At 69.9% G+C, this 26,549-nt stretch carries 28 protein-coding genes and 1 tRNA gene; 22 read left to right on the forward strand and 7 right to left on the reverse strand.

Annotated elements, in window-relative coordinates; genetic code table 11:
* Positions 1–254 precede the first annotated feature (254 nt).
* Positions 255–1,898 (forward strand): CTP synthase, encoded by a 1,644-nt coding sequence (locus tag FHD67_RS15745; protein WP_045983291.1) that lies wholly within the window; start codon positions 255–257, stop codon positions 1,896–1,898.
* Entirely contained in the window at positions 1,787–2,482 is a 696-nt protein-coding gene (locus FHD67_RS15750) for an MrcB family domain-containing protein (RefSeq protein WP_139599262.1), read from the forward strand. Before FHD67_RS15745 ends, FHD67_RS15750 begins: the two co-directional genes overlap by 112 nt.
* Here FHD67_RS15750 and FHD67_RS15755 read toward each other — a convergent pair.
* On the reverse strand, positions 2,479–2,910 hold the full coding sequence (locus tag FHD67_RS15755) for an Lrp/AsnC family transcriptional regulator (protein ID WP_046001327.1): 432 nt from the start codon (positions 2,908–2,910) through the stop codon (positions 2,479–2,481). The two genes, FHD67_RS15750 and FHD67_RS15755, sit on opposite strands and share 4 nt — an antisense overlap.
* A 115-nt stretch (positions 2,911–3,025) precedes the next feature.
* On the opposite strand from FHD67_RS15755, the gene FHD67_RS15760 reads away from it, so the two are divergent.
* Complete coding sequence (locus FHD67_RS15760; RefSeq protein WP_139599263.1) at positions 3,026–4,087, forward strand: ornithine cyclodeaminase; 1,062 nt, start codon at positions 3,026–3,028, stop codon at positions 4,085–4,087.
* Positions 4,088–4,149: 62 nt separating this feature from the next.
* Entirely contained in the window at positions 4,150–5,583 is a 1,434-nt protein-coding gene (locus FHD67_RS15765) for an alkaline phosphatase D family protein (protein WP_139599264.1), read from the forward strand.
* A 45-nt stretch (positions 5,584–5,628) separates the two neighbouring features.
* Here the strand turns inward: FHD67_RS15765 and FHD67_RS15770 are convergent.
* The 4 genes from FHD67_RS15770 to FHD67_RS15785 all read right to left on the reverse strand — a co-directional run bounded on the left by FHD67_RS15770 (position 5,629) and on the right by FHD67_RS15785 (position 9,662).
* A tRNA-Thr gene (locus FHD67_RS15770) sits at positions 5,629–5,704 on the reverse strand.
* Between the two features lie 78 nt (positions 5,705–5,782).
* Positions 5,783–7,504 (reverse strand): heme biosynthesis protein HemY, encoded by a 1,722-nt coding sequence (locus FHD67_RS15775; protein ID WP_139599265.1) that lies wholly within the window; start codon positions 7,502–7,504, stop codon positions 5,783–5,785.
* Positions 7,505–7,514: 10 nt separating this feature from the next.
* Entirely contained in the window at positions 7,515–8,900 is a 1,386-nt protein-coding gene (locus tag FHD67_RS15780) for a hypothetical protein (protein WP_139599266.1), read from the reverse strand.
* 99 nt (positions 8,901–8,999) lie between these two features.
* Entirely contained in the window at positions 9,000–9,662 is a 663-nt protein-coding gene (locus tag FHD67_RS15785) for a uroporphyrinogen-III synthase (RefSeq protein WP_139599267.1), read from the reverse strand.
* A gap of 66 nt (positions 9,663–9,728) precedes the next feature.
* On the opposite strand from FHD67_RS15785, the gene tsaD reads away from it, so the two are divergent.
* The 9 genes from tsaD to truA all read left to right on the forward strand — a co-directional run bounded on the left by tsaD (position 9,729) and on the right by truA (position 16,994).
* Entirely contained in the window at positions 9,729–10,796 is a 1,068-nt protein-coding gene (gene tsaD, locus FHD67_RS15790) for a tRNA (adenosine(37)-N6)-threonylcarbamoyltransferase complex transferase subunit TsaD (protein ID WP_139599268.1), read from the forward strand.
* Positions 10,793–11,731 (forward strand): NAD(P)H-dependent glycerol-3-phosphate dehydrogenase, encoded by a 939-nt coding sequence (locus FHD67_RS15795; RefSeq protein WP_139599269.1) that lies wholly within the window; start codon positions 10,793–10,795, stop codon positions 11,729–11,731. Before tsaD ends, FHD67_RS15795 begins: the two co-directional genes overlap by 4 nt.
* Positions 11,731–12,003 carry a YciI family protein gene (locus tag FHD67_RS15800; RefSeq protein WP_045983301.1) on the forward strand — a complete coding sequence of 91 codons (273 nt, stop codon included), beginning with the start codon at positions 11,731–11,733 and terminating at the stop codon, positions 12,001–12,003. Before FHD67_RS15795 ends, FHD67_RS15800 begins: the two co-directional genes overlap by 1 nt.
* Positions 12,003–12,422: an EVE domain-containing protein gene (locus FHD67_RS15805; RefSeq protein ID WP_046001318.1), complete on the forward strand. Its 420-nt coding sequence runs from the start codon at positions 12,003–12,005 to the stop codon at positions 12,420–12,422. The genes FHD67_RS15800 and FHD67_RS15805 overlap by 1 nt, the downstream gene beginning before the upstream one ends.
* Before the next feature lie 237 nt (positions 12,423–12,659).
* Complete coding sequence (locus FHD67_RS15810; protein WP_045983303.1) at positions 12,660–12,905, forward strand: DUF4170 domain-containing protein; 246 nt, start codon at positions 12,660–12,662, stop codon at positions 12,903–12,905.
* The gene (locus FHD67_RS15815) at positions 12,905–14,098 is read left to right on the forward strand and encodes a 3-deoxy-D-manno-octulosonic acid transferase (protein ID WP_139599270.1); all 1,194 of its coding nucleotides are present in this window, start codon (positions 12,905–12,907) and stop codon (positions 14,096–14,098) included. The genes FHD67_RS15810 and FHD67_RS15815 overlap by 1 nt, the downstream gene beginning before the upstream one ends.
* The gene (gene lpxK / locus FHD67_RS15820; protein WP_139599271.1) at positions 14,095–15,102 is read left to right on the forward strand and encodes a tetraacyldisaccharide 4'-kinase; all 1,008 of its coding nucleotides are present in this window, start codon (positions 14,095–14,097) and stop codon (positions 15,100–15,102) included. Before FHD67_RS15815 ends, lpxK begins: the two co-directional genes overlap by 4 nt.
* Before the next feature lie 120 nt (positions 15,103–15,222).
* Positions 15,223–16,206 carry a 5-bromo-4-chloroindolyl phosphate hydrolysis family protein gene (locus tag FHD67_RS15825; RefSeq protein ID WP_139599272.1) on the forward strand — a complete coding sequence of 328 codons (984 nt, stop codon included), beginning with the start codon at positions 15,223–15,225 and terminating at the stop codon, positions 16,204–16,206.
* Complete coding sequence (gene truA, locus FHD67_RS15830) at positions 16,206–16,994, forward strand: tRNA pseudouridine(38-40) synthase TruA (protein WP_139599273.1); 789 nt, start codon at positions 16,206–16,208, stop codon at positions 16,992–16,994. Before FHD67_RS15825 ends, truA begins: the two co-directional genes overlap by 1 nt.
* On the opposite strand, the gene FHD67_RS15835 is transcribed toward truA, so the two are convergent.
* Positions 16,955–17,749 carry a sugar transferase gene (locus FHD67_RS15835; RefSeq protein ID WP_084693897.1) on the reverse strand — a complete coding sequence of 265 codons (795 nt, stop codon included), beginning with the start codon at positions 17,747–17,749 and terminating at the stop codon, positions 16,955–16,957. The genes truA and FHD67_RS15835 overlap by 40 nt on opposite strands.
* 161 nt (positions 17,750–17,910) lie before the next feature.
* On the opposite strand from FHD67_RS15835, the gene FHD67_RS15840 reads away from it, so the two are divergent.
* The 9 genes from FHD67_RS15840 to FHD67_RS15880 all read left to right on the forward strand — a co-directional run bounded on the left by FHD67_RS15840 (position 17,911) and on the right by FHD67_RS15880 (position 25,644).
* Positions 17,911–18,369 carry a universal stress protein gene (locus FHD67_RS15840; RefSeq protein WP_042250295.1) on the forward strand — a complete coding sequence of 153 codons (459 nt, stop codon included), beginning with the start codon at positions 17,911–17,913 and terminating at the stop codon, positions 18,367–18,369.
* 62 nt (positions 18,370–18,431) lie between these two features.
* Positions 18,432–18,995 carry a NifU family protein gene (locus FHD67_RS15845; RefSeq protein WP_046001314.1) on the forward strand — a complete coding sequence of 188 codons (564 nt, stop codon included), beginning with the start codon at positions 18,432–18,434 and terminating at the stop codon, positions 18,993–18,995.
* Positions 18,988–19,593, forward strand: a complete 606-nt coding sequence (tsaB, locus tag FHD67_RS15850; RefSeq protein ID WP_246071321.1) for a tRNA (adenosine(37)-N6)-threonylcarbamoyltransferase complex dimerization subunit type 1 TsaB — start codon at positions 18,988–18,990, stop codon at positions 19,591–19,593. The genes FHD67_RS15845 and tsaB overlap by 8 nt, the downstream gene beginning before the upstream one ends.
* Entirely contained in the window at positions 19,590–20,009 is a 420-nt protein-coding gene (locus tag FHD67_RS15855) for a GNAT family N-acetyltransferase (protein WP_139599274.1), read from the forward strand. Before tsaB ends, FHD67_RS15855 begins: the two co-directional genes overlap by 4 nt.
* An 81-nt stretch (positions 20,010–20,090) precedes the next feature.
* Positions 20,091–21,080, forward strand: a complete 990-nt coding sequence (locus FHD67_RS15860; protein WP_046001312.1) for a BMP family lipoprotein — start codon at positions 20,091–20,093, stop codon at positions 21,078–21,080.
* Complete coding sequence (locus FHD67_RS15865; RefSeq protein ID WP_246071322.1) at positions 21,080–22,723, forward strand: ABC transporter ATP-binding protein; 1,644 nt, start codon at positions 21,080–21,082, stop codon at positions 22,721–22,723. The genes FHD67_RS15860 and FHD67_RS15865 overlap by 1 nt, the downstream gene beginning before the upstream one ends.
* Entirely contained in the window at positions 22,723–23,829 is a 1,107-nt protein-coding gene (locus tag FHD67_RS15870; protein ID WP_046001311.1) for an ABC transporter permease, read from the forward strand. Before FHD67_RS15865 ends, FHD67_RS15870 begins: the two co-directional genes overlap by 1 nt.
* On the forward strand, positions 23,826–24,854 hold the full coding sequence (locus FHD67_RS15875; protein WP_139599275.1) for an ABC transporter permease: 1,029 nt from the start codon (positions 23,826–23,828) through the stop codon (positions 24,852–24,854). Before FHD67_RS15870 ends, FHD67_RS15875 begins: the two co-directional genes overlap by 4 nt.
* Positions 24,838–25,644, forward strand: coding sequence for a purine-nucleoside phosphorylase (locus tag FHD67_RS15880; RefSeq protein WP_139599276.1), 807 nt, complete (start codon positions 24,838–24,840; stop codon positions 25,642–25,644). Before FHD67_RS15875 ends, FHD67_RS15880 begins: the two co-directional genes overlap by 17 nt.
* On the opposite strand, the gene yghX is transcribed toward FHD67_RS15880, so the two are convergent.
* The gene (gene yghX, locus FHD67_RS15885) at positions 25,632–26,516 is read right to left on the reverse strand and encodes a YghX family hydrolase (RefSeq protein WP_045983273.1); all 885 of its coding nucleotides are present in this window, start codon (positions 26,514–26,516) and stop codon (positions 25,632–25,634) included. The genes FHD67_RS15880 and yghX overlap by 13 nt on opposite strands.
* Positions 26,517–26,549: the final 33 nt, after the last annotated feature.

A 26,549-nucleotide genomic window follows, 5' to 3' on the forward strand; every position in this document is an offset into this window, starting at 1 on the left:
GCCTGCCCCCGACGCCCCGGCACCCGCCGCGACGGCCCCGGCGGCGGCGCCCGACGCCGCGGCGGAACCCGCCACCCCGGACACCGCGCCCGCACCGGCGAACTGACGACAGACACCACTGCGGGGGGCGCCAGGCGCCCCCCTTCCACTTGCGGTCCGTTGCGGCCACGGGGCGAATCGGTTATTTCGTGGGTCCCGTGATCGTCGTCATTCGGACGGCCCGCTAAGACAGAATTGCACATCACGGGGGCCTCATGGCGCGTTACATCTTCATCACCGGCGGCGTCGTATCCTCGCTTGGCAAGGGGCTGGCTTCGGCGGCGTTGGGGGCGCTGCTGCAGGCCCGGGGGTTCACCGTCCGGCTGCGCAAGCTGGACCCGTATCTGAACGTCGACCCCGGCACGATGAGCCCGTTCGAGCATGGCGAGGTCTTCGTCACCGATGACGGGGCCGAGACCGACCTGGACCTGGGCCATTACGAACGATTCACCGGCGTCGCCGCGCGCCGCACCGACAGCATCAGCAGCGGGCGCGTCTATTCCAACGTGCTGGAGAAGGAACGCCGGGGCGAATACCTGGGCAAGACCATCCAGGTGATCCCGCATGTCACCAACGAGATCAAGGACTTCCTTGCGATCGGCGACGACGAGGTCGACTTCATGCTGTGCGAGATCGGCGGCACGGTCGGCGACATCGAGGGCCTGCCCTTCTTCGAGGCGATCCGCCAATTCATCCACGAGCGGCCGCGCGGCGAATGCATCCTGATGCACCTGACGCTGCTGCCCTATCTGGCCGCCAGCGGAGAGCTGAAGACCAAGCCGACCCAGCACAGCGTCAAGGAGCTGCAGTCCATCGGCCTGGCCCCCGACGTGCTGGTCTGCCGCTCGGAACACCCGATTCCGGAAAAGGAACGCGCCAAGATCGCGCTGTTCTGCAACGTGCGTCCCGATGCGGTCATCCCGGCCTATGACCTCAAGACCATCTATCAGGCGCCCCTGGCCTATCATCGCGCGGGCCTGGACCGTGCCGTGCTGGACGCTTTCCAGATCAGCCCCGCGCCGCGCCCCGACCTGTCGCGGTGGGAGGACGTGATGGACCGGCTGGAGCATGCCGAGGGGCAGGTGAACATCGCCATCGTCGGCAAGTACACCCAGCTGGAGGACGCCTACAAATCCATCGCCGAGGCGCTGACCCATGGCGGCATGGCCAACAAGGTCCGCGTCAAGGCCGACTGGGTCGACAGCGAGAAGCTGGAGGGAGAGGGCGCGCATCTTCTGGACGGCTATCACGGCATCATCGTGCCCGGCGGCTTCGGCGAACGCGGGACCGAGGGGATGGTCGCCGCCGCCCGCTATGCCCGCGAGAAGAAGGTGCCCTATCTGGGGATCTGCCTGGGGATGCAGATGGCCGTGATCGAGGCCGCGCGGAACCTGGCCGACATGCCCGACGCGGGTTCCGAGGAGTTCGACCACGAGGCCGGGCAGACGCGGTTCACCCCGGTCGTCTATCACCTCAAGGAATGGGTGCAGGGGAACTATACCGTCAGCCGCAAGGTCGGCGACGACAAGGGCGGCACCATGCGCCTCGGCTCCTACACCGCCGTCCTGTCCCAGGGGTCGCGGATTTCGGACGTCTACGGCGGCGCAACCGAGATCGAGGATCGCCACCGTCACCGCTATGAGGTCGATGCGACCTATCGCGCGCAGCTGGAGGCCGCGGGCCTGCGCTTTTCGGGCATGTCGCCCGACGGCAAGCTGCCCGAGGTCGTGGAATATGCCGACCACCCGTGGTTCATCGGCGTGCAGTCCCACCCCGAGCTGAAATCCAAGCCCTTCGAACCCGCGCCCCTGTTCGCAGGCTTCGTCCGCGCGGCGATGGAGGAAGGGCGGCTGGTCTGACCGCGCCCGCGCCCGACCCGGACCGGCTTGCCGCCGCGCTGTCCCTGACGGCGCGGCGGTATGCGTTCGCGCGGGTCGAACCGGTGGCCGGGCATCCGCTGGCCGGGTTCTTTCGCCGCGACGTGGCGGCGCTGGCGCGGGCGGCGGTGGCCGGGCGTCCCGAACGCCTTCTGGTGCGGGCCAGCACCGGCGCGCCGGGTTGGGCGGCGGTGCCCTGGGTCGCGTGGTTCGCGCCGCATGTGACGCGCAGCATGCGCCACGGGCTTTACGTCGCCTGCTTCGTGAACGCCCCGGACGAACGGATCGTGCTGTCGCTGCAGCATGGCGCGGCGGACGCGCTGCGCGAGCATGGCCACGACGCCGGCCTGCGCCATCTGCGCGACCGGGCGGCACGCACGCGGGACGGCCTGCCGGGACATGGCTTTGACACGAGGCCCATCGCCTTAGGGTCGGACGCGACGCTGCCGCAAGGCTATCAGGCCGGCTGCGTCCTGTCGCGCAGTTGGGATGCGGCTGCGCCCGATCCGGACGGGTTCGACAGGGCGCTGATGCGCATGCTGGACCTGTATCGCGCGCTGGTCTAGCGGGTGCTTGCGCGGCGGGTGGACAGGATCAGGTTCGTCTCGGATGTCATGACGCCGTCCAGGTCGCGGATGCGGCGCAGGACGTCGTCCAGTTCCGACAGCGACCCCGCCGCCAAGTCCACGATCAGATCCCACCGCCCGTTCGTCGAATGCACCGCCGTCACCTGCGCCATCGCGGTCAGGCGGGCCATGATGCGGTCTGCGCCCCGCCCCTCAATCCCGATCAGCATCAGGCCGCGGACCGGCGCATCCTGCGCATCGGCGCGGGTGATGGCGGTGAAACCCAGGATCTCCTGCCGCTCCAGCAGCCGGGCCAGGCGCAGGCGGACGGTCGCGCGGCTGACGCCCAGCCTGTCCGCCAGGTGCAGCACCGAGGCCCGCCCGTCGCGGCGCAGCTGCGCGATCAGCGCCTGATCCAAATCGTCCATAATGGCACCATTCCCTGCCAATATGGGCAATGATCCCGCCATTCCTGCTGCCTGTCCAGTTGAAACCGACCCATATCGCGCAGCATCATGGACGAAACCCTGCAGGAGAAGACCGATGACCCCGCCCTCGCGCCAGGCGCTTGTTCCCTTTGTCAGCGTCGATCACATGATGCAGCTGGTCCATCACGTGGGCATCGAGCCGCTGCTGGTCGAACTGGCCGACGCGATCGAGGCCGACTTTCGCCGCTGGCCCGATTTCGACAAGACCCCCCGCGTCGCCAGCCATTCCGACATCGGCGTGATCGAACTGATGCCGACGTCGGACGGACAGCATTACGGGTTCAAATACGTGAACGGCCATCCCGGCAACATGCGCCAGGGGCTGCAGACGGTCACCGCCTTTGGCGTGCTGGCCGATGTCGCGACCGGCTATCCGCTGCTGCTGTCCGAGATGACCATCCTGACCGCGCTGCGCACCGCCGCGACCAGCGCCATGGCCGCCCGCTGGCTGGCCCCGCACGATTCGCGGGTGATGGCGATGATCGGGAATGGCGCGCAGGCCGAGTTCCAGGCTCTGGCCTTCAAGGCGATCTGCGGCATCGCCGAGGTGCGCCTCTACGACATCGATCCTGCCGCCACCGCGAAATGCGTGGCGAACCTGGCCGGGCGCGGGCTGCGCGTTGTCCCCTGTGCCAGTGCCGAGGAGGCGATCCTGGGCGCGCAGATCGTGACGACCTGCACCGCGGACAAGCAATATGCGACCATCCTGTCGGACAACATGGTGGGCGCGGGCGTGCATCTAAACGCGGTCGGCGGCGATTGCCCCGGCAAGACCGAACTGCACCGGGACATCCTGCTGCGCGCCGGGATCTTTGTCGAATACCCGCCCCAGACCCGCGTCGAGGGAGAGATCCAGCAGCTGGACCCCGACCATGCCGTGACCGAACTGTGGCAGGTCATCGCGGGCCACGTGCCCGGCCGCACCCGCGCCGACCAGGTCACCCTGTTCGACAGCGTGGGATTCGCGATCGAGGATTTCAGCGCCCTGCGCCACATCCACAAGCGCCTGCAGGGCACAGGGCTGTTCCTGGACCTGGACATGATCGCCGATCCCGACGACCCGCGCGACCTGTTCGGCATGCTGTGTCGCGCGGCACCCCGGCAGGACGCCGCCTGATGTGATCGCCTGCGGCACGATCGCGAATTGCGAAGCCGCAGGTTCCGCCTTAGCTGATCGGCATGTCCATCCAGATCACCCGCCCCATCGGCCCGATCCTGCTGCTTGACGACGTCGCCCTGGGGCGGATGTCGCTGTCGGCCCTGTTCATCATGCCGGGCGATCAGCCCCCGGCCCCGGTCGCCGCGCCCTCAGGTCCGGTCGCGCCTGTGGCGCTGGCCCGCTATGACGGCGCAACCGTCTGGCGGGCGCGATTTGCGCTGCCGGCGGACCGGGCCTCGACCTATGACTGGGATGGCCAGCGGTTCGAGGTCGCGGGCGATCTGACCGGGGATCTGCGGCTGGCCTATGTCTCGTGCAACGGCGAGGAGGTCGGCGACATGGACCGCGAGGGGTCCGAGCGCAACGCCATGTGGGCGCGCCTGCGCGACAACCACCGCCGCACGCCCTTCGCGCTGCTGCTGCATGGTGGCGATCAGGTCTATGCCGACGAGGTCACCGAGGGCCACCCGCTCAGCGACGACTGGCCCGACCGCGTGCCCGACAGCCCGTCGCCCCAGGCGTTGGACGGCCTTCGTGCGCATCTGCGCCAGCGGTTCTTCGACCGCTATGCCGCGCTTTATGGTGCGCCCGAGCTGGCCTGGCTTGCCGCACGGGTGCCGTCGCTGATGCAGTGGGACGATCACGACATCTGCGACGGGTGGGGCTCGCTTCCCCGGTCGCGTACCGAATCGGCAGTGGGAAAGGCGCTGTTCGCCGCCGCGCGAGACAGCTTCCTTCTGTTCCAGCACGGCACCGTGGCGGGCGATCTGCCCGCCCGCTTCGCCGACCCGCAGGGCGGGCATCTGGGCTGGGTCATCAACGCGCCCGGCCTGCGGCTGCTGGCGCCCGACATGCGGTCCGAACGCACGCGGCGCGACATCATGGGGCCGGGCGGCTGGCAGATGATGGACGCGGAGGCGCGTCGCCAGACGCAGGGCCGCACCATGCTGATGTCCAGCGTGCCCTTGCTGGGGCCGCGCATGTCGATCCTGGAATCGCTGATGGTGGCCATTCCGCGGATGCAGAAATACGAGGACGACCTGCGCGACCAGTGGCAAAGCCGCACCCATCGCGACGAATGGCGCCGCATCCTGCGCCTGGTGCGCGACATGGCGCGCCGCGACGGCCATGACGTGACCGCCCTGTCAGGCGAGATCCACCTGGCCACGCGGGCCGAGATGAACCTGGGCGGCGGGCTGCACCTGCATCAGCTGGTGGCGTCGGGCATCGCGCATCGTGCGCCGCCAAAGGGCTGGGCCCGGTTCCTGGGCGCGTTGGCCTGGCTGGGAGAGGACCCGCTGCCGGAACATCCGATCCGCATCCGGCCGCTGCCCGGACAGCGCCACCGCTACATCGCGCAGCGCAACTTCCTGGTGCTGGACCGCCGCAAGGGCGCATGGCAGGCGGCCTGGGACCTGGAGGACAGCGGGCGCACCCCTGCCCTGTCGCTCTAGAACGACAAAGGCCGCCCCGAAGGGCGGCCTTTGACTGTCGGACCATGGTGCCGCAGAAGGGACTCGAACCCCCGACCCCATCATTACGAATGATGTGCTCTACCAGCTGAGCTACTGCGGCATTCTGGTCATGGCGCGCGGATAGCATCTTCGCGCCATGACGAAAAGGGGTCAGCTGTGAAAAATTCGCATCACCGGATCAGCGTCGTGCGCGGGTGTCCGTCCAGTCCGCCGCATCAGTCGGTTCGACATCGGGGCGGACCATGACCGGTTCCGCGGCCGGGGTGACAGTCTGCTCCGGTTCGGGCTGCGGCGCGGGCTGGGGCATGGGCTCCGGCTCGGTGACCAGCACGGGCTCGGGCGTGGTCACGGTCGAGGACGGCTCGTCGATGACCCGATAGTCGCTTTCGCGCGGGACCATACCGGGGGCGACGACCGCCTGCTCGACCCGACGCGGGGCGGGCTTGCCTTCGGGCTCTGCCGGGCCGGGCGGGTGCGGCTGCACGGGTTCGGTCAGGTCTGGCACGTCATCCGCGGGCTTGGGCGCACCGACCAGCAGCGGCAGCATCTCGGCCCCGGTGGCCGATGTCGTGCTGTGCCGCGTCTCGGGCTCGCGCCAGGTCAGCGTGTCAAAGCCACCACAGCTGTCGCAGACCGGGGCCCAGGCCTGCATGACGTTGTGGCACTTGTCACAGCACCACTGGGGTCCACGCGATGCCGACAGGGCACGGGTCAGCCAGCCACGCACGACGCTGTCGTCGGCACCCTCGCCGCGTTCGACGGCAGCCATTATCGACAGAGTCCGTACGGTCGGATGCTTTTCCGCCAGATCGCCCAAGGCGCGGCGCGCGCCGGGAAAGTCCTCTGCGGCCAGCAGCAGTTCGGCCTTCAGCAGGCGGGTTTCCTCGTGATCGGCGTTCTTCTTGATCAGTGCGTCAAAGCGGCGCAGGCGGGCGGCCGGGGTCTCGTCCGGGACGATCTCGGCATAGGCGGCCGCGACGTCGGGATGCGGGCGCACCGACCAGGTCTTCTCCAGGATCCGCGAGGCGTTGCGGTAATCCTTCTGCGCGACATAGCTGCGCGCGGCCAGAACGGCGGCGGGGACCAGGTCCGGCGACGCCTTGGCGGCCGAAATCGCCGCCTCGCGCGCGCTGATGGAATTGCCCTGCGCCAGCACGTCGCTGGCCTCCTGCAGGGCCAGGACGGCATCGCGGCGCAGCGCCACGTCCTTGGGCAGGTCGCCCTGCGTGCGCTTGTCCTTCAGAGTCCGGCGGGCACCCTTCCAGTCCTGTTCCCGGGTCTGCAGGTCCAGCAGAGTGTCCTGAACCTCCTTGTGGCGCGGCTTCAGCGCATAGGCCTTCTGCGCCAGCAGCAGCGCCTTGTGGGTGTCACCCTCGGCTAGCTTCTGGCGCATCAGCCCGCGGATGCCCACAAAGCGGGTGCGGTCGTCGTCCAGCAGCGTGCGATAGATGCCGATGGCCTTGCCGGTGTCGCCCGACGTTTCGGCCGCCTGCGCGGCCAGAAGGTTCGTCAGATGCGGCTGGTTCAGGTACTTCGCGGCCTTCGCGGCCTTGTCCTGCGCCAGCTTCCCCTCGCCCGAGGCGACGGCCAGCATGCCCTCGCCAAAGGCGGCATAACCCTTGCGCTCGCGCGAGCGGGCGAAATGGCGGTTGATGGCGGTTTCGTCGCCCACCAGGAACCGCAGGACGGCCAGTGCCAGCCCCAGCAGCTTGAAGATCAGCCAGGCGGCGATCATCAGCACGAACAGCGCCACCAGCGCCTTCAGCGGCGACAGCGCGTATTCGATGCCGCCATATTCGATGCGCAGCACCTGCCCGGTTTCGGACAGGTGGACCGCCCCCAGGGCCAAGGCCAGGACGACGGCAAAGAAGAACAGGATTTTCAGCAGTGACAACAGCATCGGGCGGCCCTCAGTTCGTGCCCGAGGACAGGTCGGACAATGCCGCCCGTGCCTGGGAATAGGCGGTTGCGCGGGACAGCCAGTCGGCCATCGCGGGAGCTGCCGTGGCGGGCTCCGGCAGGGCCTGCATCTGCGTCAGCGCGGCGTCGATCCGGCCCGCCTGCACGTCGGCATCGGCCCGCGACAGAATCGCGTCGGCATCGTCGCCCTCGCGCGGCTCGACCGACCGGGCGCCCGTCTGGGCGCGCAGGAAGTTGGTCAGCAGGTTCCCCTCGCCGCTGGCGCTGGTGTTGCGCAGGCTAGCGCGCAGCGCGGCACGCGCGGCCTCGGGGAAATCGGCCTGCAGTTCGGTCAGGCTGGGTACCTGCGCCTGCAGCGCTTCGGGCGTGTCCAGCCCCGCACCTTCCAGCGCTTCGCGAGCCTGGTCGGGCGTCACGCCCGCGTCCAGCGCGGTCTGCAGCGCCGCGATGGCGGCCACGGCCTCGGCCCGGCGGGTGCTTTCGGTGGCGGCACTCTGCAGCTCCTCGGCCTGGGCGCGGGTCTGGTCCAAGCTGGACTGCGCCTCGGCGGCGGCTGCCTCGATCTGCTGCTGCAATTCGGCTGCGGCCTCAGGGTCGAAGGCCGGGCGGGCCGCCAGTTCGTCCAGGCGGGCCTGCTGTTCGTCCAGACGGTCGCGCAGGGCGGCAAGCTCCTCCGTGCCAGCAGCCGGCGTCGCGTCGCCATCGGCCTGCGGGGCGTCCGATTCGGGGGCGGGCTGACCAAGGGCCGCGACCTGCTCCTCCAGCGCCTCGATGCGGGGCATCAGATCGTCGGGCACGCCACCGGCAGCCGGGGCCGCGGCGATCGCCTGTTCGGCGGCCTCGCGTCCGGCCTGCGAGGCTGCGTCGATCATCGCCTGATCGTCACCCTGCTGCGCCATCGGCGCGGCAGGCACCCAACCCGCGGGCAGATGCGGCAGCGCATAGATCGTGGCAGCGGACCCCAGCCCGGCCGCGACGACGCCACCCAGGACCACGGGCCAGAAGCCGGTCTTGCGCACCGGCGCCGCCGCTCTCGCGGGCGTCGTGTGCGGGGGCACGCTGTCGGTCTTGGGATGATCGGATTTGGGCTGATCGGATGTCGGGGCGAAGGGGATGTCCTTCGGCGCAGCCGTCGCACGCGTGCCGGGCACGGGCTTCTTCTCCGCCGCGGGCATGGTGTCGGTGCTGTCGCCCACCAAGGCCGACGACGCGGGGCGAACCTCTCCGGGCTGGCCCGCCTGCGCGGGGGTGCCTGCGCCTACGGGCGCGTGGTCGATCACGCCGACATGGGCAGGGATCTTGCGGATCTCGGGTCCGGTAGTGGATTCGTTGGCCGGGGACTTGTCCCCGTTGGTGGTGTCTTTCGGTGTCTTCACGTCCCTGTCCCCGTCTTGTGCCCGTATGGATGGCGGTCGCGCGGCACATGCGCCGGCCGCAGCCTAATCAGCGCGGGCTGAACGCTCAACCCGCCCATCTCAGCTTTGTTCCGCCGCCAGCATCGCGCGGATTGCCGCATCCATCGCCCGCCCTGACGGCTGGTCGGCGACCGCCCGGCGCGCGGCGGGCGCGGTCCAGGCCGCGGCCGCGGCATCGCTGATCGCGACCAGCCACAAGGGCGCCCGCGCCCCCGTCGCCATTCCCGCCAGAAGCCGCGCCGATCGCGGCGAATAGACCGGCACCACCACCGGGCGCGCGCCCATCAGCGCCGCGCGGGCGCGGGCCGTCAGGGGCTGGGGCCGCTGGTCATAGACCACGACCCCCGGCACAGCCAGCCGCTGTGCCAGGTGCCGCCCATGCGGATGGACCAACGGAACCGGGCTGGCCGCGATCAGGGGCGCCAGGCTGTCGGCGGTGCCCGCCCCCTGGATCACCGCGAATCCCGCGTCGCGCGCCACTTGGCCCGTACGTTCACCGACGCAGATCGCGGGCCGGCCGCGCCCGGGCCCCGCGGACGCCACCGCATGGGCCGAGGTGAAGACCAGACCGGGCGCCCGTGCCAGGGCCGCGCCGTCATGGTCCACCGGCACGATCTGCAGGATCGGTGCCACGATGACATCCACGCCGATCCGCGCGGCGGTACGCTCGGAATCGTCGCCGGGGCGGGTCATCAGCAGGATCGGGCGGGGCGCGGGCGGCATTGGCATCCTGTCGGGCGGGTGTTACGCCCCTGTGGGTACGCGTCCCCCCTCATCCGGGCAAGAGCCATGACCGAGACGATCTTTCTGGGCATCGAGAGCAGCTGCGACGACACCGCCGCCGCGGTGGTCACCGGCGACCGGCGCATCCTGTCCAGCGTGGTCAGCAGCCAGTCCGACCTGCATGCCGATTTCGGCGGCGTCGTGCCCGAGATCGCGGCCCGCGCCCATGCCGAACGCCTGGACCTGGTCGTCGAACAGGCGCTGGCTGATGCCGGGCTGGGTCTGGACGCGCTGACGGGCGTCGCGGTCACCGCCGGGCCCGGCCTGATCGGCGGCGTGATGGCGGGCGTGATGTGCGCCAAGGGCATCGCCGCCGGCACCGGCCTGCCGCTGGTGGGAGTGAACCACCTGGCGGGCCACGCGCTGACCCCGCGTCTGACCGACGGGGTCGACTATCCCTATCTGATGCTGCTGGTGTCGGGCGGGCATTGCCAGTTCCTGCGCGTGGACGGGCCGGACGCCTTCACCCGCCTAGGCGGCACCATCGACGACGCGCCCGGAGAAGCCTTTGACAAGGTCGCGAAACTGCTGGCCCTGCCGCAGCCCGGCGGCCCGCATGTCGAGGCCGAGGCGGCAGGCGGCGACGCCCATCGCATCCCCCTGCCCCGCCCGCTGCTGGACCGCCCCGGCTGCGATATGAGCTTTTCGGGGCTGAAGACCGCTGTGCTGCGCGCCCGCGACACGCTGATCGCGGATCAGGGGGGCCTGCGCGCCGCCGACCGGCGCGACCTGTGCGCGGCCTTCCAGTCGGCCGTCGCCGATGTGCTGGCGGAAAAGTCGCGCCGCGCGCTGGCGCTGTCGCCGGTGCCGGTGCTGGCCGTCGCCGGGGGCGTCGCCGCGAACGGCGAGATTCGCGCGGCGCTGGAACAGGTCGCGGCACGCGCCGGCGCGCGGTTCCTGGCCCCGCCCCTGCGCCTGTGCACCGACAACGGCGCGATGATCGCATGGGCCGGGATCGAGCGGTTCCGCATGGGTCAGCGCGACGACATGACGCTGTCGGCGCGCCCGCGCTGGCCGCTGGATCAGGGCGCCGCGCCCATGCTGGGCAGCGGCAAGCGGGGGGCCAAGGCATGATCGGCATTCTGGGCGCGGGCGCCTTTGGCACGGCGCTGGCCGTGGCGCTGACCGCTAACAGGCCGGTGACCCTGTGGGGCCGCCGCATCGACTGGCAGGGGGAAAACCCGCGTCTGCCCGGCGTGGCCATGCCCGATGCGGTGACCGTGACGCAGGACCTGGACGCCGCGCTGGCCTGCGACACGATCCTGCTGGCGCTGCCCGCGCAGGCCCTGGGGTCGTTCCTGGACGAACAGGGCCCGCGCCTGGCGGGCAAGGCGCTGGTCAGCACCGCCAAGGGGATCGACCTGCAGCATCTGACCGGACCATCGGCGCTGATCGCGCAGGCGGCGCCCGATGCGGTGGTGGCGGTCCTGACCGGGCCGTCCTTCGCCGCCGACATCGCGCGTGGGTTGCCCACGGCGCTGACGCTGGCCTGTGCGGACGGGGCCGCGGCGCAGGTGCTGCAGGACCGCCTGTCGACGCCGGTCCTGCGGCTTTACCGCACGACGGACGTGACCGGGGCCGAACTGGGTGGCGCGCTGAAGAACGTGATCGCCATCGCCGCGGGCACGGTGATCGGCGCGGGCCTGGGCGACAGCGCGCGCGCCGCCATCATCACCCGCGGCTTTGCCGAGATGACGCGGCTGGCCATCCATCTGGGCGCGCGGCCCGAGACGCTGACCGGTCTGTCCGGCCTGGGCGACCTGACGCTGACCTGCACCTCTGCGGGGTCGCGGAACTTCCGGTTCGGCTGTGCGATCGGGTCGGGATCGGCCTGGGACAGCGCGACCACCGTCGAAGGTGCCGCCACCGCCCGCGCCCTGGCGCTGATGGCGGCGCGCGACGGGCTGGACCTGCCCATCGCCGCGATGGTCGCCCGCCTTGCCGAGGGGCGCGTTTCGGTGGAAAAGGCCATGGACCACCTGCTGAGCCGACCCCTGAAGGAGGAATGATGCCCCTGTTCGCCGTGATCTGCCGGGACAAGCCCGGTGCGCTGCAAGTCCGCCTGGACACCCGCGACGCCCATCTGGCCCATATCCGCGACAGCGGCATCGTGGCGATGGCCGGTCCCCTGATGGAGGACGGGCAGATGTGCGGATCGCTGGTCGTCCTGGACACCGACGATCTGGACGCCGCGCAGGCCTGGGCCGCGGCCGATCCCTACAAGGCGGCGGGGCTGTTCGCCTCGGTCGACGTGATCGCCTGGAACAAGGTCATCGGCTGATGGCGCATTGGCTGTTCAAGTCCGAACCCGACGTCTTCGGCTGGGACGACCTGGTCGCCCGGGGCGACGCGGGGGAACAATGGGACGGGGTGCGCAACTATCAGGCGCGCAACAACATGCGCGCGATGCAGGTGGGCGAACTGGGCCTGTTCTATCATTCCAACATCGGCAAGGAGGCCGTGGGCATCGTCGAGGTGATCGCCCCGGCCCATCCCGACACCACCGCGTCCGACCCGAAATGGGAATGCGTGGACATCCGCGCGGTGCGCAAGCTGCCCCGCGCGATCAGCCTGGACGAGGCCAAGGCCGAACCCCGGCTGCGCGACATGGTGCTGGTGAACAATTCGCGCCTGTCCGTGCAGCCGGTCAGCGATGCGGAATGGACGGTGATCCTGGAACTGGCGGGCGATAGGGGCTGACGGCGTCGGTTGCGGCGCGCGACCGGCCCGCCAAGGCGCCGGATCGCGGCCGCGCTGCGGGCACACCCCGTCCCCGCGATGGTTCCGGGCTTCTGCCCTCACCCCAGCATAGGGGCGCGCGGGGGCGGCTGGCAAAGGCCGAACGCGTCCAGTTTTACGCGTTTGCGCTTCAATCCCGGGCGGTCGCGCGCTAGGGTCGCGGCCGTTCCCATCCCTGCACATCCCCTTGGAGGTCCCATGTCCCAACGTCTGCATCTTGTCTTCGGAGGAGAGCTGGTCGACCCGTCCAGCACCAAGTTCCGCGACCCCTCGCAGATCCACATGGTCGGCATCTTCCCCGATTACGACAGCGCCTTCGCCGCCTGGAAATCCGAGGCGCAGCGCACCGTCGACAGCGCCCATACCCGCTATTTCATCGCCCATCTGCACCGCCTGCGCGACGAGGAACGCGCCGTCAGCGCGACCGAGGAACTGGGCGACTGATGGCCACGGCGGGGTCCGGGCTGGGCCAGCTGGGGCTGTGGCTGCATCTGCGCGGCCGCCGCGGCGACGGCCCCGCCCTGCCCGCCATCCCCGCCGGCACCGGCCCTGCGCTGGCGATCCACACCAGCGCCGACGCCCTGCGCGCCGAACCCCAGATCCTGGGCCGCCTGTCGCGCGCGCGGCCCGGCCTGCGCCTGGTGCGCCTGTCGGTCCAGGGACCGGACGATCCGGGCGACGACCCCGCGCTGGTGTCGCAGGTGCTGGACCGGGCAAGGCCGCGTGCCGTCCTGCTCTTGGGCACCGACCTGCCGCCGGCGCTGATCGCGGCCGCCGTCGCGCGCCAGATCCCGGTCATCCTGGCCGAATTCCGGCTGACCGGCAACGATCTGGGCTGGGGCCTGCATGCCCGGATGCGTCGCCAGTTGCTGTCGCAGATGCGGGCGGTGATGGTCTGCGACGCGACCAGCCTCGATCTGGCCCGGCGCATGGGCCTGGGCGCGGGCGATCTGGCGATGACCGGCCCCGTATCCGAGATCCGCGAACCGCTGCGCTGTTCGGAAACCGAACGGGCATCGATGGCCCAGCAGATGAACGGCCGCCACGCCTGGTTCGCGGCCAGCCTGCCCCCGGCCGAGGAGCAGGCCATCCTGTCCGCCCATCAGGCCGCCCTGCGCCGCTCGCACCGGGCCCTGCTGATCATCGCGCCCGATGATCCAAGGCGCATCGACGGCCTGGCCCGCGACATCGAGGCCTGCGGCCTGACCGTCGCCCGTCGCAGCGAGGACGAGGATTTCGGCGACGAGATCCAGGTCCTGCTGACCGACGGCCCGACCGAGATGGGCCTGTGGTACCGGCTGGCACCCGTCAGCTTCATGGGCGGCACCCTGTCGGGCGACGCCGACGCGATGCGCCACCCCTTCGAACCCGCGGCCCTGGGATCGGCGATCGTGCACGGGCCGCAGGCCGGACCGCATGCGACCGAATGGCAGCAGCTGACCGGCGCCCATGCGGTGCGTCAGGTCCGCACCGCCGACGACCTGGCCCAGGCCGTCACCGAACTGACCCAGCCGGAAACCATCGCCACGCTGGCCAGCAATGCCTGGATGGTCAGCACCGGCGGCGCCGATGTCGCGATCCGCATCGCTGACCGGGTGATCGCCGCCCTGGACCCTGTCGAAAGCCCCGCCCCATGACGGTGACCCGCGCCCCCGGCTTCTGGTTCCACAGCCCGCCCACCGCCACGGCCCGCCTGCTGGCGCCCCTGGGGGCGGCCTATGCCCGCGCCACGGCCCGCCGCCTGGCGCAGGGTGCGCGGGCGCGGGTCGGCGTGCCGGTCATCTGCGTGGGCAACCTGAACGCGGGCGGCACCGGCAAGACGCCCACGGTGATCCACCTGCAGATGGCGCTGGCGGCGCGCGGGGTGGCGGCGCATGTCGTATCCAGGGGCTATGGCGGGTCGGCCACAGGGCCGCTGCGCGTGGACGAACGGCGCCACGACGCGGCCCTGACCGGGGACGAGCCCCTGCTGATGGCGGCGTTCGGCCCGGTCTGGGTCGCGGGCGACCGCGTGGCGGGGGCGCGGGCCGCGGCGGCCGACGGCGCGCAGGCGATCATCCTGGACGACGGCTTCCAGGACCCGGCCTTGGCGCATGATCTGGGCATTGTCGTGGTGGACGCGGCCAAGGGGTTCGGCAACGGGCTGTGCATCCCCGCGGGTCCGCTGCGCGAGCCGGTGGCCGTGGGGCTGGCGCGCGCCGACCTGCTGCTGTCCATCGGACCCGATGCGGCGCAGGCGGGCTTTGCCCCGCCCCCCGGCGCGCCCGTGCATCTGCGCGGTCAGCTGGCACCGTTGCAGATGGGGTTCGACTGGCGCGGCCACCGGGTGCTGGCCTTTGCCGGCATCGGCCACCCCGAGAAGTTCTTTGCCACCCTGACGGGCCTGGGCGCCCAGATCGTCCGGGCCGAGGCGCTGGACGACCATCAGCCCTTCACCCCGGCGCTGTTGACCCGGCTGGAGACCGAGGCCCGGCTGGTCGGCGCGCAGCTGGTCACCACCGAAAAGGACGCGGCCCGCCTGCCCCGCCCTTTCCGCCCCAAGGTGATGGCGCTGCCCGTGCGGCTGGCCTTGGCTGACGACGCGCCGCTGACGGCCGCGCTGGACCGGCTGTTTGAAATCGCGCCCCCGATGCCGATATAAGGGCGAACGATGCCCGAAAGGATCACCATGTCGCCCACTGCCAAAAGCCGGCTGAGCTTTTACCTGCTGCTGCTGCTGACGCTGTACGCGGCCCTGGCCGGCGCGGGCTGAGGGGGCATCATGTCGCAACGTTTCGGCGGGCGCTTTTCGCCCGACGCGCAGCCGGGGACGCGCCCGGGCGCATCCCTGCCCCCCACCCCCCGCCACCCGCACGAGGGTCGGCCCAAGTGGATTACCCTGGCGGCGACGCCCTTCCTGCTGGGGGCGTTCTTCCAGGGGGCCACGGGGATGGTCACCGACCTTGCAGCCTTCGGCCTGGTTGCAAGCGGCATGGTCCTGACGCGCGAGGGGCTGGTCGCGCAGGCGACCTATGCCGCGCGTCGCGTGGCCAAGCGCCCGGCCATTCCGCGCAAGCTGTTCGGCGGCGTGCTGGCAGGGATCGGATTGGGCCTGGGGGCCGCCGAACCGGGGGTCTGGGCCGAGGCCGGGTTGATCGGCATGGCCGGTCTGGCCCTGCACCAGCTGTCCTTCGGCCTTGACCCGTGGCGCGACAAGACCGCGGCGGGCGTGAACAGCTTTCAGCAGGATCGCGCACAGCGCATGATCGACGAGGCCGAGGGCCATCTGGACCAGATGCGCGACGCGATCGCGCGCAGCGGCGACCGCCGGCTGGTCGCGCGCGTGGCGATGTTCGACGCATCCGTGCGGCACCTGTTCGACCGGGTGCGCGACAATCCCGCCGGGCTGGCATCCGCGCGGCGCTATCTGGGCGTCTACCTGATGGGCGCGCGCGACGCGACGATCCGCTTTGCCGACCTCTATGCGCGGACGCAGGACCAGAAGGCGCGGCGGGATTATGAGGTGTTCCTGGACGATCTGGAAAAGGACTTCATCGCCCGCGCCGACCGGCTGATGGACGGCGACCGCGATGCGCTGGATGTCGAGATGTCGGTCCTGCGCGACCGGCTGGCCCGCGAGGGGCTGACCGGCGCCGCGACGCGCGTCGACCCTGCCGAACGCCCCGCCCTGCAAAGCGCGGAGGCGCAGACGCTGGACGATCTGCTGCGCACCCCGTTCCCGGGACAGAAGGTCCCGCGCGACTGATGCCCCGCTTTGCCCTGCAGGTCGAATATGACGGCGCGCCCTTTGCCGGATGGCAGGCGCAGGCCGACCAGCCCAGCGTCCAGGGCGCGATCGAAACCGCGCTGGCGCGGCTGGACCCCGCTTTCGCCACCCGCCGCATCGCGGCCGCCGGGCGCACCGATGCGGGCGTGCATGCCACCGGACAGGTGGCCCATGCCGACCTGGATCGCGACTGGGACCCCTTCCGCCTGTCCGAGGCGTTGAACTGGCACCTGAAGCCCGCGCCCGTCGCCATCCTGCGGGCGGCGCGGGTGCCGGATGATTTCCACGCCCGGTTTTCGGCCGTGGAGCGGCGCTATCTGTTCCGGCTGGTGGCGCGGCGGGCGCCGCTGACGCATGGGCGCGGACAAGTGTGGCAGGTGCTGAACCCGCTGGACGTGGATGCGATGCGCGCGGGCGCGGCCCATCTGATCGGGCATCACGACTTTACCACCTTCCGGTCGTCGATCTGTCAGGCGAAAAGCCCACTGAAGTCGCTGGACGAGATCAGGATCGAGGTCGCGGACATCCCGCAGGGATACGAATACCGCTTTCACCTGCGCGCGCGGTCCTTCCTGCACAACCAGGTCCGGTCCATCGTTGGGACACTGGAACGGGTCGGCGCGGGATCATGGGCGCCGGAACGGGTGGGACAGGCGCTGGCGGCGCGCGACCGGGCGGCCTGCGGGCCGGTCTGTCCGCCCCACGGCCTGTACCTGACCGGGGTGGGCTACCCCTGCGACCCCTTCGACGGGCCGATCGGCAGGTAGGACTGACCGCGACGGCGACGGCGCGGACGTTCGTCGCGGCGCGAGATCACGATCTTGAGCGTGTTCCACAGGATCCACAGATCCAGCCGCAGGCTGCGATGGCGCTGATAGATCAGGTCGATCTTCAGCTTGGCCGGCAGGCAGCGGCGGTAATAGGCCATCTCGGTCGCCTCGGCCGACTTGCAGCGGGCCAAGATGCGGTCCTCGTGGCGGTGATAGATCAGCGTGGCCAGCCCGGTGACGCCGGGGCGCGAATGCAGCACCTGGGCATAGACGGCAGGAAAGCGTTCGACATATTCGCGCAGCGGCGGGCGGGGTCCGACAAAGCTCATGTCGCCGCGCAGGATGTTGAACAGCTGCGGCAGCTCGTCGATACGCGACCGGCGCAGGAAGCGGCCCATCGGCGTGATGCGCCACGCCTTGTGCGCGCCGGTGGCCCCGAAATCGTCCTCCTCGCACAGCATGGTGCGGAATTTCCACTGCGTGAAGGGCTGGTTCGGGGCACGCATGCGGTGCGCGGCATAAAGGATCGGCCGGCCCTGCAGCAGCAGCAATAATCCCGCGACGGTCAGCATCACGACCGACAGCGGCACCAGCAGGATCAGCACCAGGATCAGGTCGAACGCGCGCTTGGAGACCGGCATGGGATTGACGCCGGGAGCCCGCGCCTCGCCGATGAACCATGCCATGCGGGGCGCGCTGAGCGGTCCCAGATGCGCGGCATCGGCCTTTTCCCAATCATGGTGGATCGTCACGACACCGTCCGCATTGCACATTTCACGCCAGTCAACCTCATCGCGACTAGCACGACATGCAAGCATTGGAAACGGGTGCGGCGCTTTCCTGCGCACTGACTTGCGCGGGCATGGCACTTCGGCCACTGTCGGGGCGAAAGAGGCGGAGGCCCGGCGACACGATGCGGAAATTTCTGGTCCTTCTGGACGACAGCAGGGAATGCCTGAACGCGATGCGCTTCGCCGCGATGCGCGCGGCCAAGTCCCAGGGGGCGGCGGTCGTGATCCTGTCGGTCATTCCCGCCGAGGAGATCCAGCACGGATTCGGCGTGGCAGACGTGATGCGCGCCGAGGCCCGCGAGCGGATCGAGGCGCATTTCGAGGTCTTTGCCAAATGGATGCGGTCGCGCCCCGGGGTCGAGCCGGAGCTGGTCATCCGCGAGGGCGACACCGCCGAGGAGCTGCTGGCCCAGATCACCGAGGACGGAGAGATCGGCGTGGTCGTGCTGGGCCTGTCCTCGGACAAGAGCAGCACCAACCCGGTCCTGACGCGGCTGATGCGCGATCCGACCGCCCTGCCCTGCGCCATTTCGCTGGTGCCCGGCGATCTGTCCAAGGAGCGGCTGGAGGCCATCACCTGAGATCCCCGGCGGCTTGACCCAAGCGCCCCGGATCGCCATATCGGGATCAAAGGAGCGCCCCCATGTTCATCCAGACCGAGACGACGCCGAACCCCGCAACGCTGAAATTCCTGCCCGGAGAGACGGTGCTGGGCAGCGGCACGGCCGATTTCCCGACCCCCGAGACCGGGGCCGCATCGCCCCTGGCGCGGCGGATCTTTGCGGTGGACGGCGTGACCGGCGTGTTTCTGGGCCGTGATTTCGTGACCGTCACCAAGGCCGACCAGGTGCCGTGGGATCACCTGAAGCCGTCCGTGCTGGGCGCGATCATGGAGCATTTCCAGTCGGGTGCCCCGGCGATCGAGGGCGCGGCGGCGGACACCGGCGGCCATGTCGCCCATGAAGCAGGCCCGGACGCCGAGATCGTGGTGCAGATCAAAGAGCTGCTGGACACGCGCGTCCGCCCGGCGGTTGCGCAGGACGGCGGCGACATCACCTTCCACGGCTTCGATCGCGGCATCGTCTATCTGCACATGCAGGGGGCCTGCGCGGGCTGCCCGTCCTCGACCCTGACGCTGAAGATGGGGATCGAGAACCTGCTGCGTCATTACATCCCCGAGGTCGTCGAGGTCAGGCCCGTTGCCTGACCAGATCACTCCCGATCCAGTGGTTCTGGGTTTCGACACATCGGCCGCGCATTGCGCGGCCGCTTTGCTGCGCGGCGACGCGGTTCTGGCGGCGGTCCATGAGGACATGGCCAAGGGACAGGCGGAGCGCCTGATGCCGATGCTGGAGGAGATGCTGACCGGCGCGGGCCTGGGCTGGGGCGACCTGGATGTGATCGGGGTCGGCACGGGGCCGGGTAACTTCACCGGCATCCGCGTGGCGGTGGCGGCGGCGCGCGGCCTGGCCCTGTCCCTGGGCATCCCCGCCATCGGGGTCGAGGCGCCCGAGGCGCTGGCCTGGGGCCTGCCGCGGCCTTGCCGGGTGGTGATCGCGGGCCGGGGCGACATGGTCATCTGGCAGGACTTTGCCGAGGGCGCGGAGGGCCGGCCGCAGCAGGCTGCGGCTGGCGCGCTGCCGCCCGGCCCCGCGCAGGCTGCGCCTGCGACAGGAATTGCCGAGGGTGTGGCGCGCCTGGCCGCGGCCCGCGCGCATCTGCCGCAGCCCCGCCCCGCGCCGGTCTATCTGCGCCCAGCGGACGCGGCGCCCGCCCGCGATGCGCCCCCGGTGATCCTGGCGTGACACCCGAGGATCTGGCCGCACTGCATGCGCGGTGCTTCGACAGCCCGCGCCCCTGGTCGGCCGACGAATTCGCCAGCCTTCTGGCGGGTCGTGGGACGTTCCTGCTCGAGGCGCCGCACGGTTTCCTGATGGGGCGCGCCATCGCCGGCGAGGCCGAGTTGCTGACCGTGGCCGTGGACCCGCAGGCGCGGCGGGCGGGCACGGGCCGCGCGCTGGTTGCCGCATTCGCGGGCAAAGCGGCGGCGATGGAGGCCGAGGAGGCCTTTCTGGAGGTCGCGCATGACAACCTTGCGGCACGGCGGCTGTATCAGGCCACGGGATGGCTGGAAGCGGGCGTCCGGCGTCGATATTACGGGCCTGCGACGGACGCGATCGTGATGCGTCTGACGCTGCGTGCGACCCAAGAAGGCGGTTGACCGGACCCTGTGCGATGCGCCCTAATCGGGCGATCAGCGGGCCCGTTGAATCGCCCGCGAAAAACAGGATGAGGTTCCTTTATGTCCCTGATGAAATCGCTGCTGGCGGGCTCTGCCCTGGCCGTGCTGTCGACCGGTGCGGCGCTGGCCGATCCGGCGCTGATCTATGACCTGGGCGGCAAGTTCGACAAGTCGTTCAACGAGGCGGCGTTCGGCGGCGCGCAGCGTTGGGTCGAGGAGACCGGCGGCACCTATCGCGAGCTGGAGATGCAGTCCGAGGCACAGCGCGAACAGGCCCTGCGCCGCCTAGCCGAAAGCGGATCGAACCCCATCGTCATGACCGGCTTCGCCTTTGGCGACGTGCTGACCAAGGTCGCGGGCGATTACCCGGACACGAAATTCGCCATCATCGACATGGTGGTCGAGGCGCCGAACGTGCAATCGGTCGTCTTCACCGAGGAGCAGGGCAGCTATCTGGCCGGCGTCATGGCCGGGATGGCGTCCGAATCCGGCACCGTCGGCTTCATCGGCGGCATGGACATCCCGCTGATCCGCAAGTTCGAATGCGGCTTTGCCCAAGGCTTCAAGTCGGTCCAGCCCGAAGGCTCGCTGGTCAGCAACTATACCGGCACGACGCCCGCCGCCTGGAACGACCCCGTCAAGGGTGGTGAGCTGGCGCGCGCGCAGAAATCGCAGGGCGCCGACGTGATCTATGCGGCCGCCGGCGGCACCGGCATCGGCGTGCTGCAGGCCGCCGCCGACGAGGGCATCCTGGCCATCGGCGTGGACAGCAACCAGAACGCGCTGCATCCGGGCCAGATCCTGACCTCGATGGTCAAGCGCGTGGACAATGCGGTCTTCGACGCCTTCACGGCGGGCACCGACCTGGAGCCGGGCGTCAAGGTCATGGACCTGGCCGCGGGCGGCGTGGACGTCGCGGTCGACGACAACAACGCCGAGCTGGTCACCGCCGAGATGCAGGCCGCCGTGGACGAGGCCAAGGCTGCCATCGCCTCGGGCGAGGTCACGGTGCATGACTTCATGACCGACAACGCCTGCCCGGCGTCGTAATGACCACTGCGGGCGACATGCTGGGGGGGCGGTCGGACACGGCCGCCCCCGCTGCCATCGAGCTGCGCGGCATCTCGAAGGCGTTCGGGGCCGTTCAGGCGAACCGCGACATCAGCCTGGCCGTGCCCAAGGGCACGATCCACGGCATCATCGGAGAGAACGGCGCCGGGAAATCGACGCTGATGTCGATCCTGTACGGGTTCTACAAACCCGATGCGGGCCAGATCCTGGTGGGCGGAAAGCCGATCAGCATCAGCGACAGCCAGACCGCGATCCGTGCGGGCATCGGCATGGTGTTCCAGCACTTCAAGCTGGTGCAGAACTTCACCGTGCTGGAGAACATCATCCTGGGCGTCGAGGATGGCGCCCTGCTGCGCCCGTCGCTGTCCAAGGCGCGCGGCGTCCTGAAGCGCCTGGCCGCCGAATACCAGTTGAACGTGGACCCCGACGAGGTGGTGGAAAACCTTTCCGTCGGACACCAGCAGCGGGTCGAGATCCTCAAGGCGCTGTATCGCCAGGCCGACATCCTGATCCTGGACGAACCGACCGGCGTGCTGACGCCCGCCGAGGCCGACCACCTGTTCCGCATCCTCAAGGGGCTGCGCGACGAGGGCAAGACGATCATCCTGATCACGCACAAGCTGCGCGAGATCATGGAGATCACCGACAACGTGTCCGTGATGCGCCGCGGCGAGATGGTCGCCTCGGTCCGGACCGCCCAGACCAGCCCCGAGCAGCTGGCCGAGCTGATGGTCGGCCGCAAGGTGCTGCTGAACGTGGACAAGCAGCCGGCGCGGCCGCAGGCCCCGGTCCTTGAGGTGCGCGGCCTGACCATGGTCGATGCCGAGGGGGTGGAACGCCTGCGCGGCATCGACCTGGACATCCGCGCCGGAGAGATCCTGGGCATCGCGGGCGTCAGCGGCAACGGCCAGACCCAGCTGCTGGAGATCCTGGGCGGATACCCGGAAAAGGGCGCCAAGGTCACGGGCGAGGTGCGCATGAACGGCGCCGCCCTGCCCCTGACCGGATCGGGCTGCGATGCCGGTCAGCGCCGCCGCGACGGCGTGGGCCACATCCCCGAGGACCGTCAGGTCGAAGGCCTGATCATGGATTTCGCCGCGTGGGAGAACGTGGCCTTCGGCTGGCACGACGCGCCCGAGTTCAACAAGGGCTGGCTGATGGACAACGACGCCATCCGCCGCGACGCCCAGGCCAAGATGGAGCGGTTCGACGTGCGCCCGCGCGACTGCCACCTGGCGGCGCGCAACTTCTCGGGCGGGAACCAGCAGAAGATCGTCGTCGCCCGCGAGATCGAGCGCAACCCCGACCTGCTGCTGATCGGCCAGCCCACGCGTGGCGTGGACATCGGCGCGATCGAGTTCATCCACAAGCAGATCGTGGCGCTGCGCGACGCGGGCAAGGCGATCCTGCTGGTCAGCGTGGAGCTGGACGAGATCCTAGCCCTGTCGGACCGCGTGGCCGTGATGTTCGACGGCCGCATCATGGGCGAACGCATGCCCGCACAGACCACCACCGGGGAACTGGGCCTGCTGATGGCGGGCATCACCGACACTAGGAACGTCCCCGACGATGCGGGCATCCCGCCGGGAACCGCCCATGACCTGCCGGAGGGACGCGCCTGATGGACAAGATGCCGAAATGGGCGGACGTCATCCTGACGCCGCTGATCTCTCTGGTGCTGGCGATGGGCATCTCCGCGCTGGTGATCCTGGCCATCGGGGAAAGCCCCTGGATGGCGCTGACCACGATGGTCGAAGGGGCGCTCGGCTCCAGCTATGGCTGGGGCTTCACGCTGTATTACGCGACGAACTTCATCTTCACGGGGCTGGCGGTGATGGTCGCTTATCACGCCGCCCTGTTCAACATCGGCGGCGAGGGGCAGGCGGCGATGGGCGGCCTGGGGGTCGCGCTGGTGCTGCTGTTCCTGCCGCTGCCGCATTGGGCGATCGCCCTGCCGGTGGCGATGCTGGGCGCCGCGGCCTTCGGGGCGGCCTGGGCCTTCATCCCCGCGATCCTGCAGGCGAAACGCGGCAGCCACATCGTGATCACCACGATCATGTTCAACTTCATCGCCGCGGCCACGCTGAACTATGTGCTGGTGAACCAGCTGCGCCCGACGGGCAGCATGGACCCGGCCTCCGCCCGCTTTCCCGAGGCCACGAACCTGCCCGCGCTGACCGACATCGCGGCGGGCATGGGGTTTGAATGGGGCCGCAACACCCCGGTCAACGTGACCTTCCTGGTGGCGCTGGCTGCCTGCTTCCTGATCTGGGTGCTGATCTGGCGCACGCGTCTGGGCTATCAGATCCGCGCCTTCGGCAAGTCCGAACCGGGCGCGGTCTATGCGGGCATCAACCCGGTGCGCATCACCGTCATCGCCATGCTGATCTCGGGCGCGCTGGCGGGGATGATGGCCATCAACAACGTGATGGGCGAATCCGAACGCCTGGTCCTGAACGCGGTCGAGGGTGCGGGCTTCATCGGCATCGCGGTCGCGTTGATGGGCCGCAACCACCCCCTGGGCATCCTGCTGGCGGCACTGCTGTTCGGCTTCCTGTATCAAGGTGGCGGAGAGCTGGCGCTGTGGACCACCATCCCGCGTGAGCTGATCATCGTCATCCAGGCCCTGGTGATCCTGTTCACCGGCGCGCTGGACAACATGGTCCGCATGCCGTTGGAACGGTTGTTCCTGACCATGAAACGGACCAGCCGGGGGGCGGTGAAATGAACATCCGCGACTCGCTGATCGCAATCATCGTCCTGGCCATCTGCCTGGTCTGGGCCTTTGCCGACGGCGCCGCCGCCCAGCAGGGCATCGGCAGCGCGCTGCGCCTGATGACGCCGCTGCTGCTGGCCTGCCTGGCGGGGCTTTACTCCGAACGCGCCGGGGTCTTCGACATCGGGCTGGAGGGCAAGATGCTGATGGCGGCCTTCACCGCCGCATCGGTCGCCTACATCACCGGCAGCGCCTGGCTGGGCCTGGCCGCGGGCATCGCCGGGTCGCTTGCGCTGTCGCTGATCCATGGCCTCGCCTCGATCACCTTCATGGGCAATCAGCTGATCTCGGGCGTGGCGATCAACTTCCTGGCCTCGGGGCTGACGGTGCTGGTCGGACAGAACGCCTTCGGGCTGGGCGGGCGCACGCCGGCCCTGACCGGTGCAGGGCGGTTCAACCCGATCACCCTGCCCGGCGCCGAGGCGCTGCGCGACGTGCCCGTGCTGGGCCCGATCTATTCCGGGCTGATCTCGGGGCAGACGATCCTGGTCTATGTGGCCTTTGCGCTGGTGCCGATCACGTGGTGGGTGCTGTACCGCACCCGGTTCGGCCTGCGCCTGCGCGCGGTGGGGGAAAACCCCGCCTCGGTCGATACGGCGGGCGTGTCTGTCACCCGGCTGCGCTATACCGCGGTGGCCATCGCAGGGGTGCTGTGCGGCATCGCGGGCGCCTATCTGGCGACCGGCCTGTCGGCGGGCTTCGTCAAGGAGATGACCGCCGGGCGCGGCTTCATCGCGCTGGCCGCGCTGATCTTCGCCAAGTGGCGGCCGTGGCAGGCGCTGTTCGCGACCTTCCTGTTCGGCCTGCTGGAGGCGATCGCCAACCTCTATCCCAACCTGGACCTGGGGATCATCACGGTGCCGTCCATGTTCATGAACGCGCTGCCCTATATCCTGACGGTGGTGATCCTGGCCGGCTTCGTCGGCCGCGCCATCCCGCCCCGCGCCGGAGGAGAGCCCTATGTCAAGGAGCGCTGAGCTTGCCGCCCTGATCCGCGACCGCGCGGGTCAGGAGGCGCCCGAATACGGGCTGATCCTGGGGTCCGGGCTGGGCCACCTGTCGGCATGCGTCGACGGCGTGGCGATCCCCTATGACGATCTGCCGGGCTTTCCCCATGCGGGCGTGTCGGGCCATGTGCCCCAACTGGTCATCGGCCAGCTGGAGGGGGTGCGGGTCGCGGTCTTCGGGGGGCGGTCGCATTACTATGAATCCGGGCGGGCGGACGCGATGCGTCTGCCGCTGGAGGTGCTGGCGGCCTTGGGATGCGACAAGCTGATCCTGACCAACGCCGCCGGGTCGCTGCGCCCCGACATCCCGACCGGCGGGCTGATGCTGCTGAACGACCACATCGCGTTTGCCGGCACCAACCCCCTGATCGGAGAGGCGACCGACGCGCGCTTCGTGCCCATGACCGACGCGCATGACGCTACGATGCGCGCGGCCCTGCTGGCCGCGGCCGAGGCCGAGGGGGTCGAGATGCCCCAGGGCGTCTACTGCTGGTTCTCGGGGCCCAGCTTCGAGACCCCGGCCGAGATCCGTGCCGCGCGCACGCTTGGCGCAGATGCGGTGGGCATGTCGACGGTGCCCGAGATCATCCTGGCACGGTTCCTGGGCCTCAGGGCGGCGGCAATCTCGGTCGTCACCAACATGGGGGCGGGGCTGTCGGACGAATCGATCAGCCACGACCACACCAAGGCAATGGCCCCTCTGGGCGCGGCCAAGCTGGAAACCGTGCTGCGCCGTTTCCTGAAGGATCAGGCCAGGTAGCGGGCGAACCAGTCCAGCGTCCGCTGCCACGCCAGTTCCGCGGCCTCGGGGTCGTATCGCGGCGTGGAATCGTTGTGAAAGCCGTGGTTGGTGCCCGGATAGACATGCGCCTCGTAGGTTTTGCCGGCCTCCTTCAGCGCGGCCTCGTAGGCGGGCCAGGTGGCGTTGACGTTCTCGTCGATCTCGGCGAACTGGAACAGCAGCGGCACCTCGATCTTGGGAACGTCCGCCACGGGGGCCTGCCGGCCATAGAACGGCACCGACGCGCCCAGTTCCGGATAGGCCACCGCCAGCGCGTTGCATACGCCCCCGCCATAACAGAAGCCCACCGCGCCGACCTTGCCCGTCGACTGCTCATGCGCCATCAGATGTTCGGCCCCCGCAAAGAAATCGTTCATCAGCAGGGTCGGATCGACCTCGGCCTGCAGGGCGCGCCCCTCCTCGTCATTGCCGGGATAGCCGCCCTTGGAGGTCAGCCCGTCCGGCGCCAGCGCCAGATAGCCCGCCTTGGCCAGGCGCCGCGCGACATCCTCGATATAGGGGTTCAGGCCGCGGTTCTCGTGGATCACCAGGACCGCGGGCCAGGGCCCCTCGCCCGCCGGGGCCACCTGATAGGCACGAACCTCGCCATGCCCCTCGGGCGACGGATAGGTCACGTATTCGGGAAGGATATCGGGATCGGTAAAGCTGACCTGCTGGGCCAGCGCATAGTTCGGCCGCAGCATGTTCAACAGCGCCAGCGCCGTGACGCCGCCGACCGCGAACTTGCCAGCCCGGTCCAGGAACTGCCGCTTGGTGATGCGGCCGTGGGCATAGAAATCGTACAGCTCCAGCAGTTCCTGCGGGAAATCCTTGGCACTCATCCGGGTCATCGCGCTCTCCTGACATGGGGTCGCGGTCAGACT

The sequence above is a fragment of the Paracoccus haeundaensis genome, from assembly GCF_006239215.1.
Classification (GTDB): domain Bacteria; phylum Pseudomonadota; class Alphaproteobacteria; order Rhodobacterales; family Rhodobacteraceae; genus Paracoccus; species Paracoccus marcusii.

What these genes read in the sequence shown, in the direction of transcription:
- FHD67_RS15775 (WP_139599265.1), bottom strand. Translation starts at nt 7,504, where the DNA reads ATGCTGTTGTCACTGCTGAAAATCCTGTTCTTCTTTGCCGTCGTCCTG.
- yghX (WP_045983273.1), bottom strand. Translation starts at nt 26,516, where the DNA reads ATGACCCGGATGAGTGCCAAGGATTTCCCGCAGGAACTGCTGGAGCTG.
- FHD67_RS15800 (WP_045983301.1), top strand. Translation starts at nt 11,731, where the DNA reads ATGCCCCTGTTCGCCGTGATCTGCCGGGACAAGCCCGGTGCGCTGCAA.
- FHD67_RS15745 (WP_045983291.1), top strand. Translation starts at nt 255, where the DNA reads ATGGCGCGTTACATCTTCATCACCGGCGGCGTCGTATCCTCGCTTGGC.
- FHD67_RS15805 (WP_046001318.1), top strand. Translation starts at nt 12,003, where the DNA reads ATGGCGCATTGGCTGTTCAAGTCCGAACCCGACGTCTTCGGCTGGGAC.
- FHD67_RS15755 (WP_046001327.1), bottom strand. Translation starts at nt 2,910, where the DNA reads ATGGACGATTTGGATCAGGCGCTGATCGCGCAGCTGCGCCGCGACGGG.
- FHD67_RS15840 (WP_042250295.1), top strand. Translation starts at nt 17,911, where the DNA reads ATGCGGAAATTTCTGGTCCTTCTGGACGACAGCAGGGAATGCCTGAAC.
- FHD67_RS15875 (WP_139599275.1), top strand. Translation starts at nt 23,826, where the DNA reads ATGAACATCCGCGACTCGCTGATCGCAATCATCGTCCTGGCCATCTGC.
- FHD67_RS15765 (WP_139599264.1), top strand. Translation starts at nt 4,150, where the DNA reads ATGTCCATCCAGATCACCCGCCCCATCGGCCCGATCCTGCTGCTTGAC.
- FHD67_RS15785 (WP_139599267.1), bottom strand. Translation starts at nt 9,662, where the DNA reads ATGCCGCCCGCGCCCCGCCCGATCCTGCTGATGACCCGCCCCGGCGAC.
- truA (WP_139599273.1), top strand. Translation starts at nt 16,206, where the DNA reads ATGCCCCGCTTTGCCCTGCAGGTCGAATATGACGGCGCGCCCTTTGCC.
- FHD67_RS15815 (WP_139599270.1), top strand. Translation starts at nt 12,905, where the DNA reads ATGGCCACGGCGGGGTCCGGGCTGGGCCAGCTGGGGCTGTGGCTGCAT.
- lpxK (WP_139599271.1), top strand. Translation starts at nt 14,095, where the DNA reads ATGACGGTGACCCGCGCCCCCGGCTTCTGGTTCCACAGCCCGCCCACC.
- FHD67_RS15870 (WP_046001311.1), top strand. Translation starts at nt 22,723, where the DNA reads ATGGACAAGATGCCGAAATGGGCGGACGTCATCCTGACGCCGCTGATC.
- FHD67_RS15865 (WP_246071322.1), top strand. Translation starts at nt 21,080, where the DNA reads ATGACCACTGCGGGCGACATGCTGGGGGGGCGGTCGGACACGGCCGCC.
- FHD67_RS15810 (WP_045983303.1), top strand. Translation starts at nt 12,660, where the DNA reads ATGTCCCAACGTCTGCATCTTGTCTTCGGAGGAGAGCTGGTCGACCCG.
- tsaD (WP_139599268.1), top strand. Translation starts at nt 9,729, where the DNA reads ATGACCGAGACGATCTTTCTGGGCATCGAGAGCAGCTGCGACGACACC.
- FHD67_RS15825 (WP_139599272.1), top strand. Translation starts at nt 15,223, where the DNA reads ATGTCGCAACGTTTCGGCGGGCGCTTTTCGCCCGACGCGCAGCCGGGG.
- FHD67_RS15795 (WP_139599269.1), top strand. Translation starts at nt 10,793, where the DNA reads ATGATCGGCATTCTGGGCGCGGGCGCCTTTGGCACGGCGCTGGCCGTG.
- FHD67_RS15760 (WP_139599263.1), top strand. Translation starts at nt 3,026, where the DNA reads ATGACCCCGCCCTCGCGCCAGGCGCTTGTTCCCTTTGTCAGCGTCGAT.
- FHD67_RS15845 (WP_046001314.1), top strand. Translation starts at nt 18,432, where the DNA reads ATGTTCATCCAGACCGAGACGACGCCGAACCCCGCAACGCTGAAATTC.
- FHD67_RS15860 (WP_046001312.1), top strand. Translation starts at nt 20,091, where the DNA reads ATGTCCCTGATGAAATCGCTGCTGGCGGGCTCTGCCCTGGCCGTGCTG.
- FHD67_RS15880 (WP_139599276.1), top strand. Translation starts at nt 24,838, where the DNA reads ATGTCAAGGAGCGCTGAGCTTGCCGCCCTGATCCGCGACCGCGCGGGT.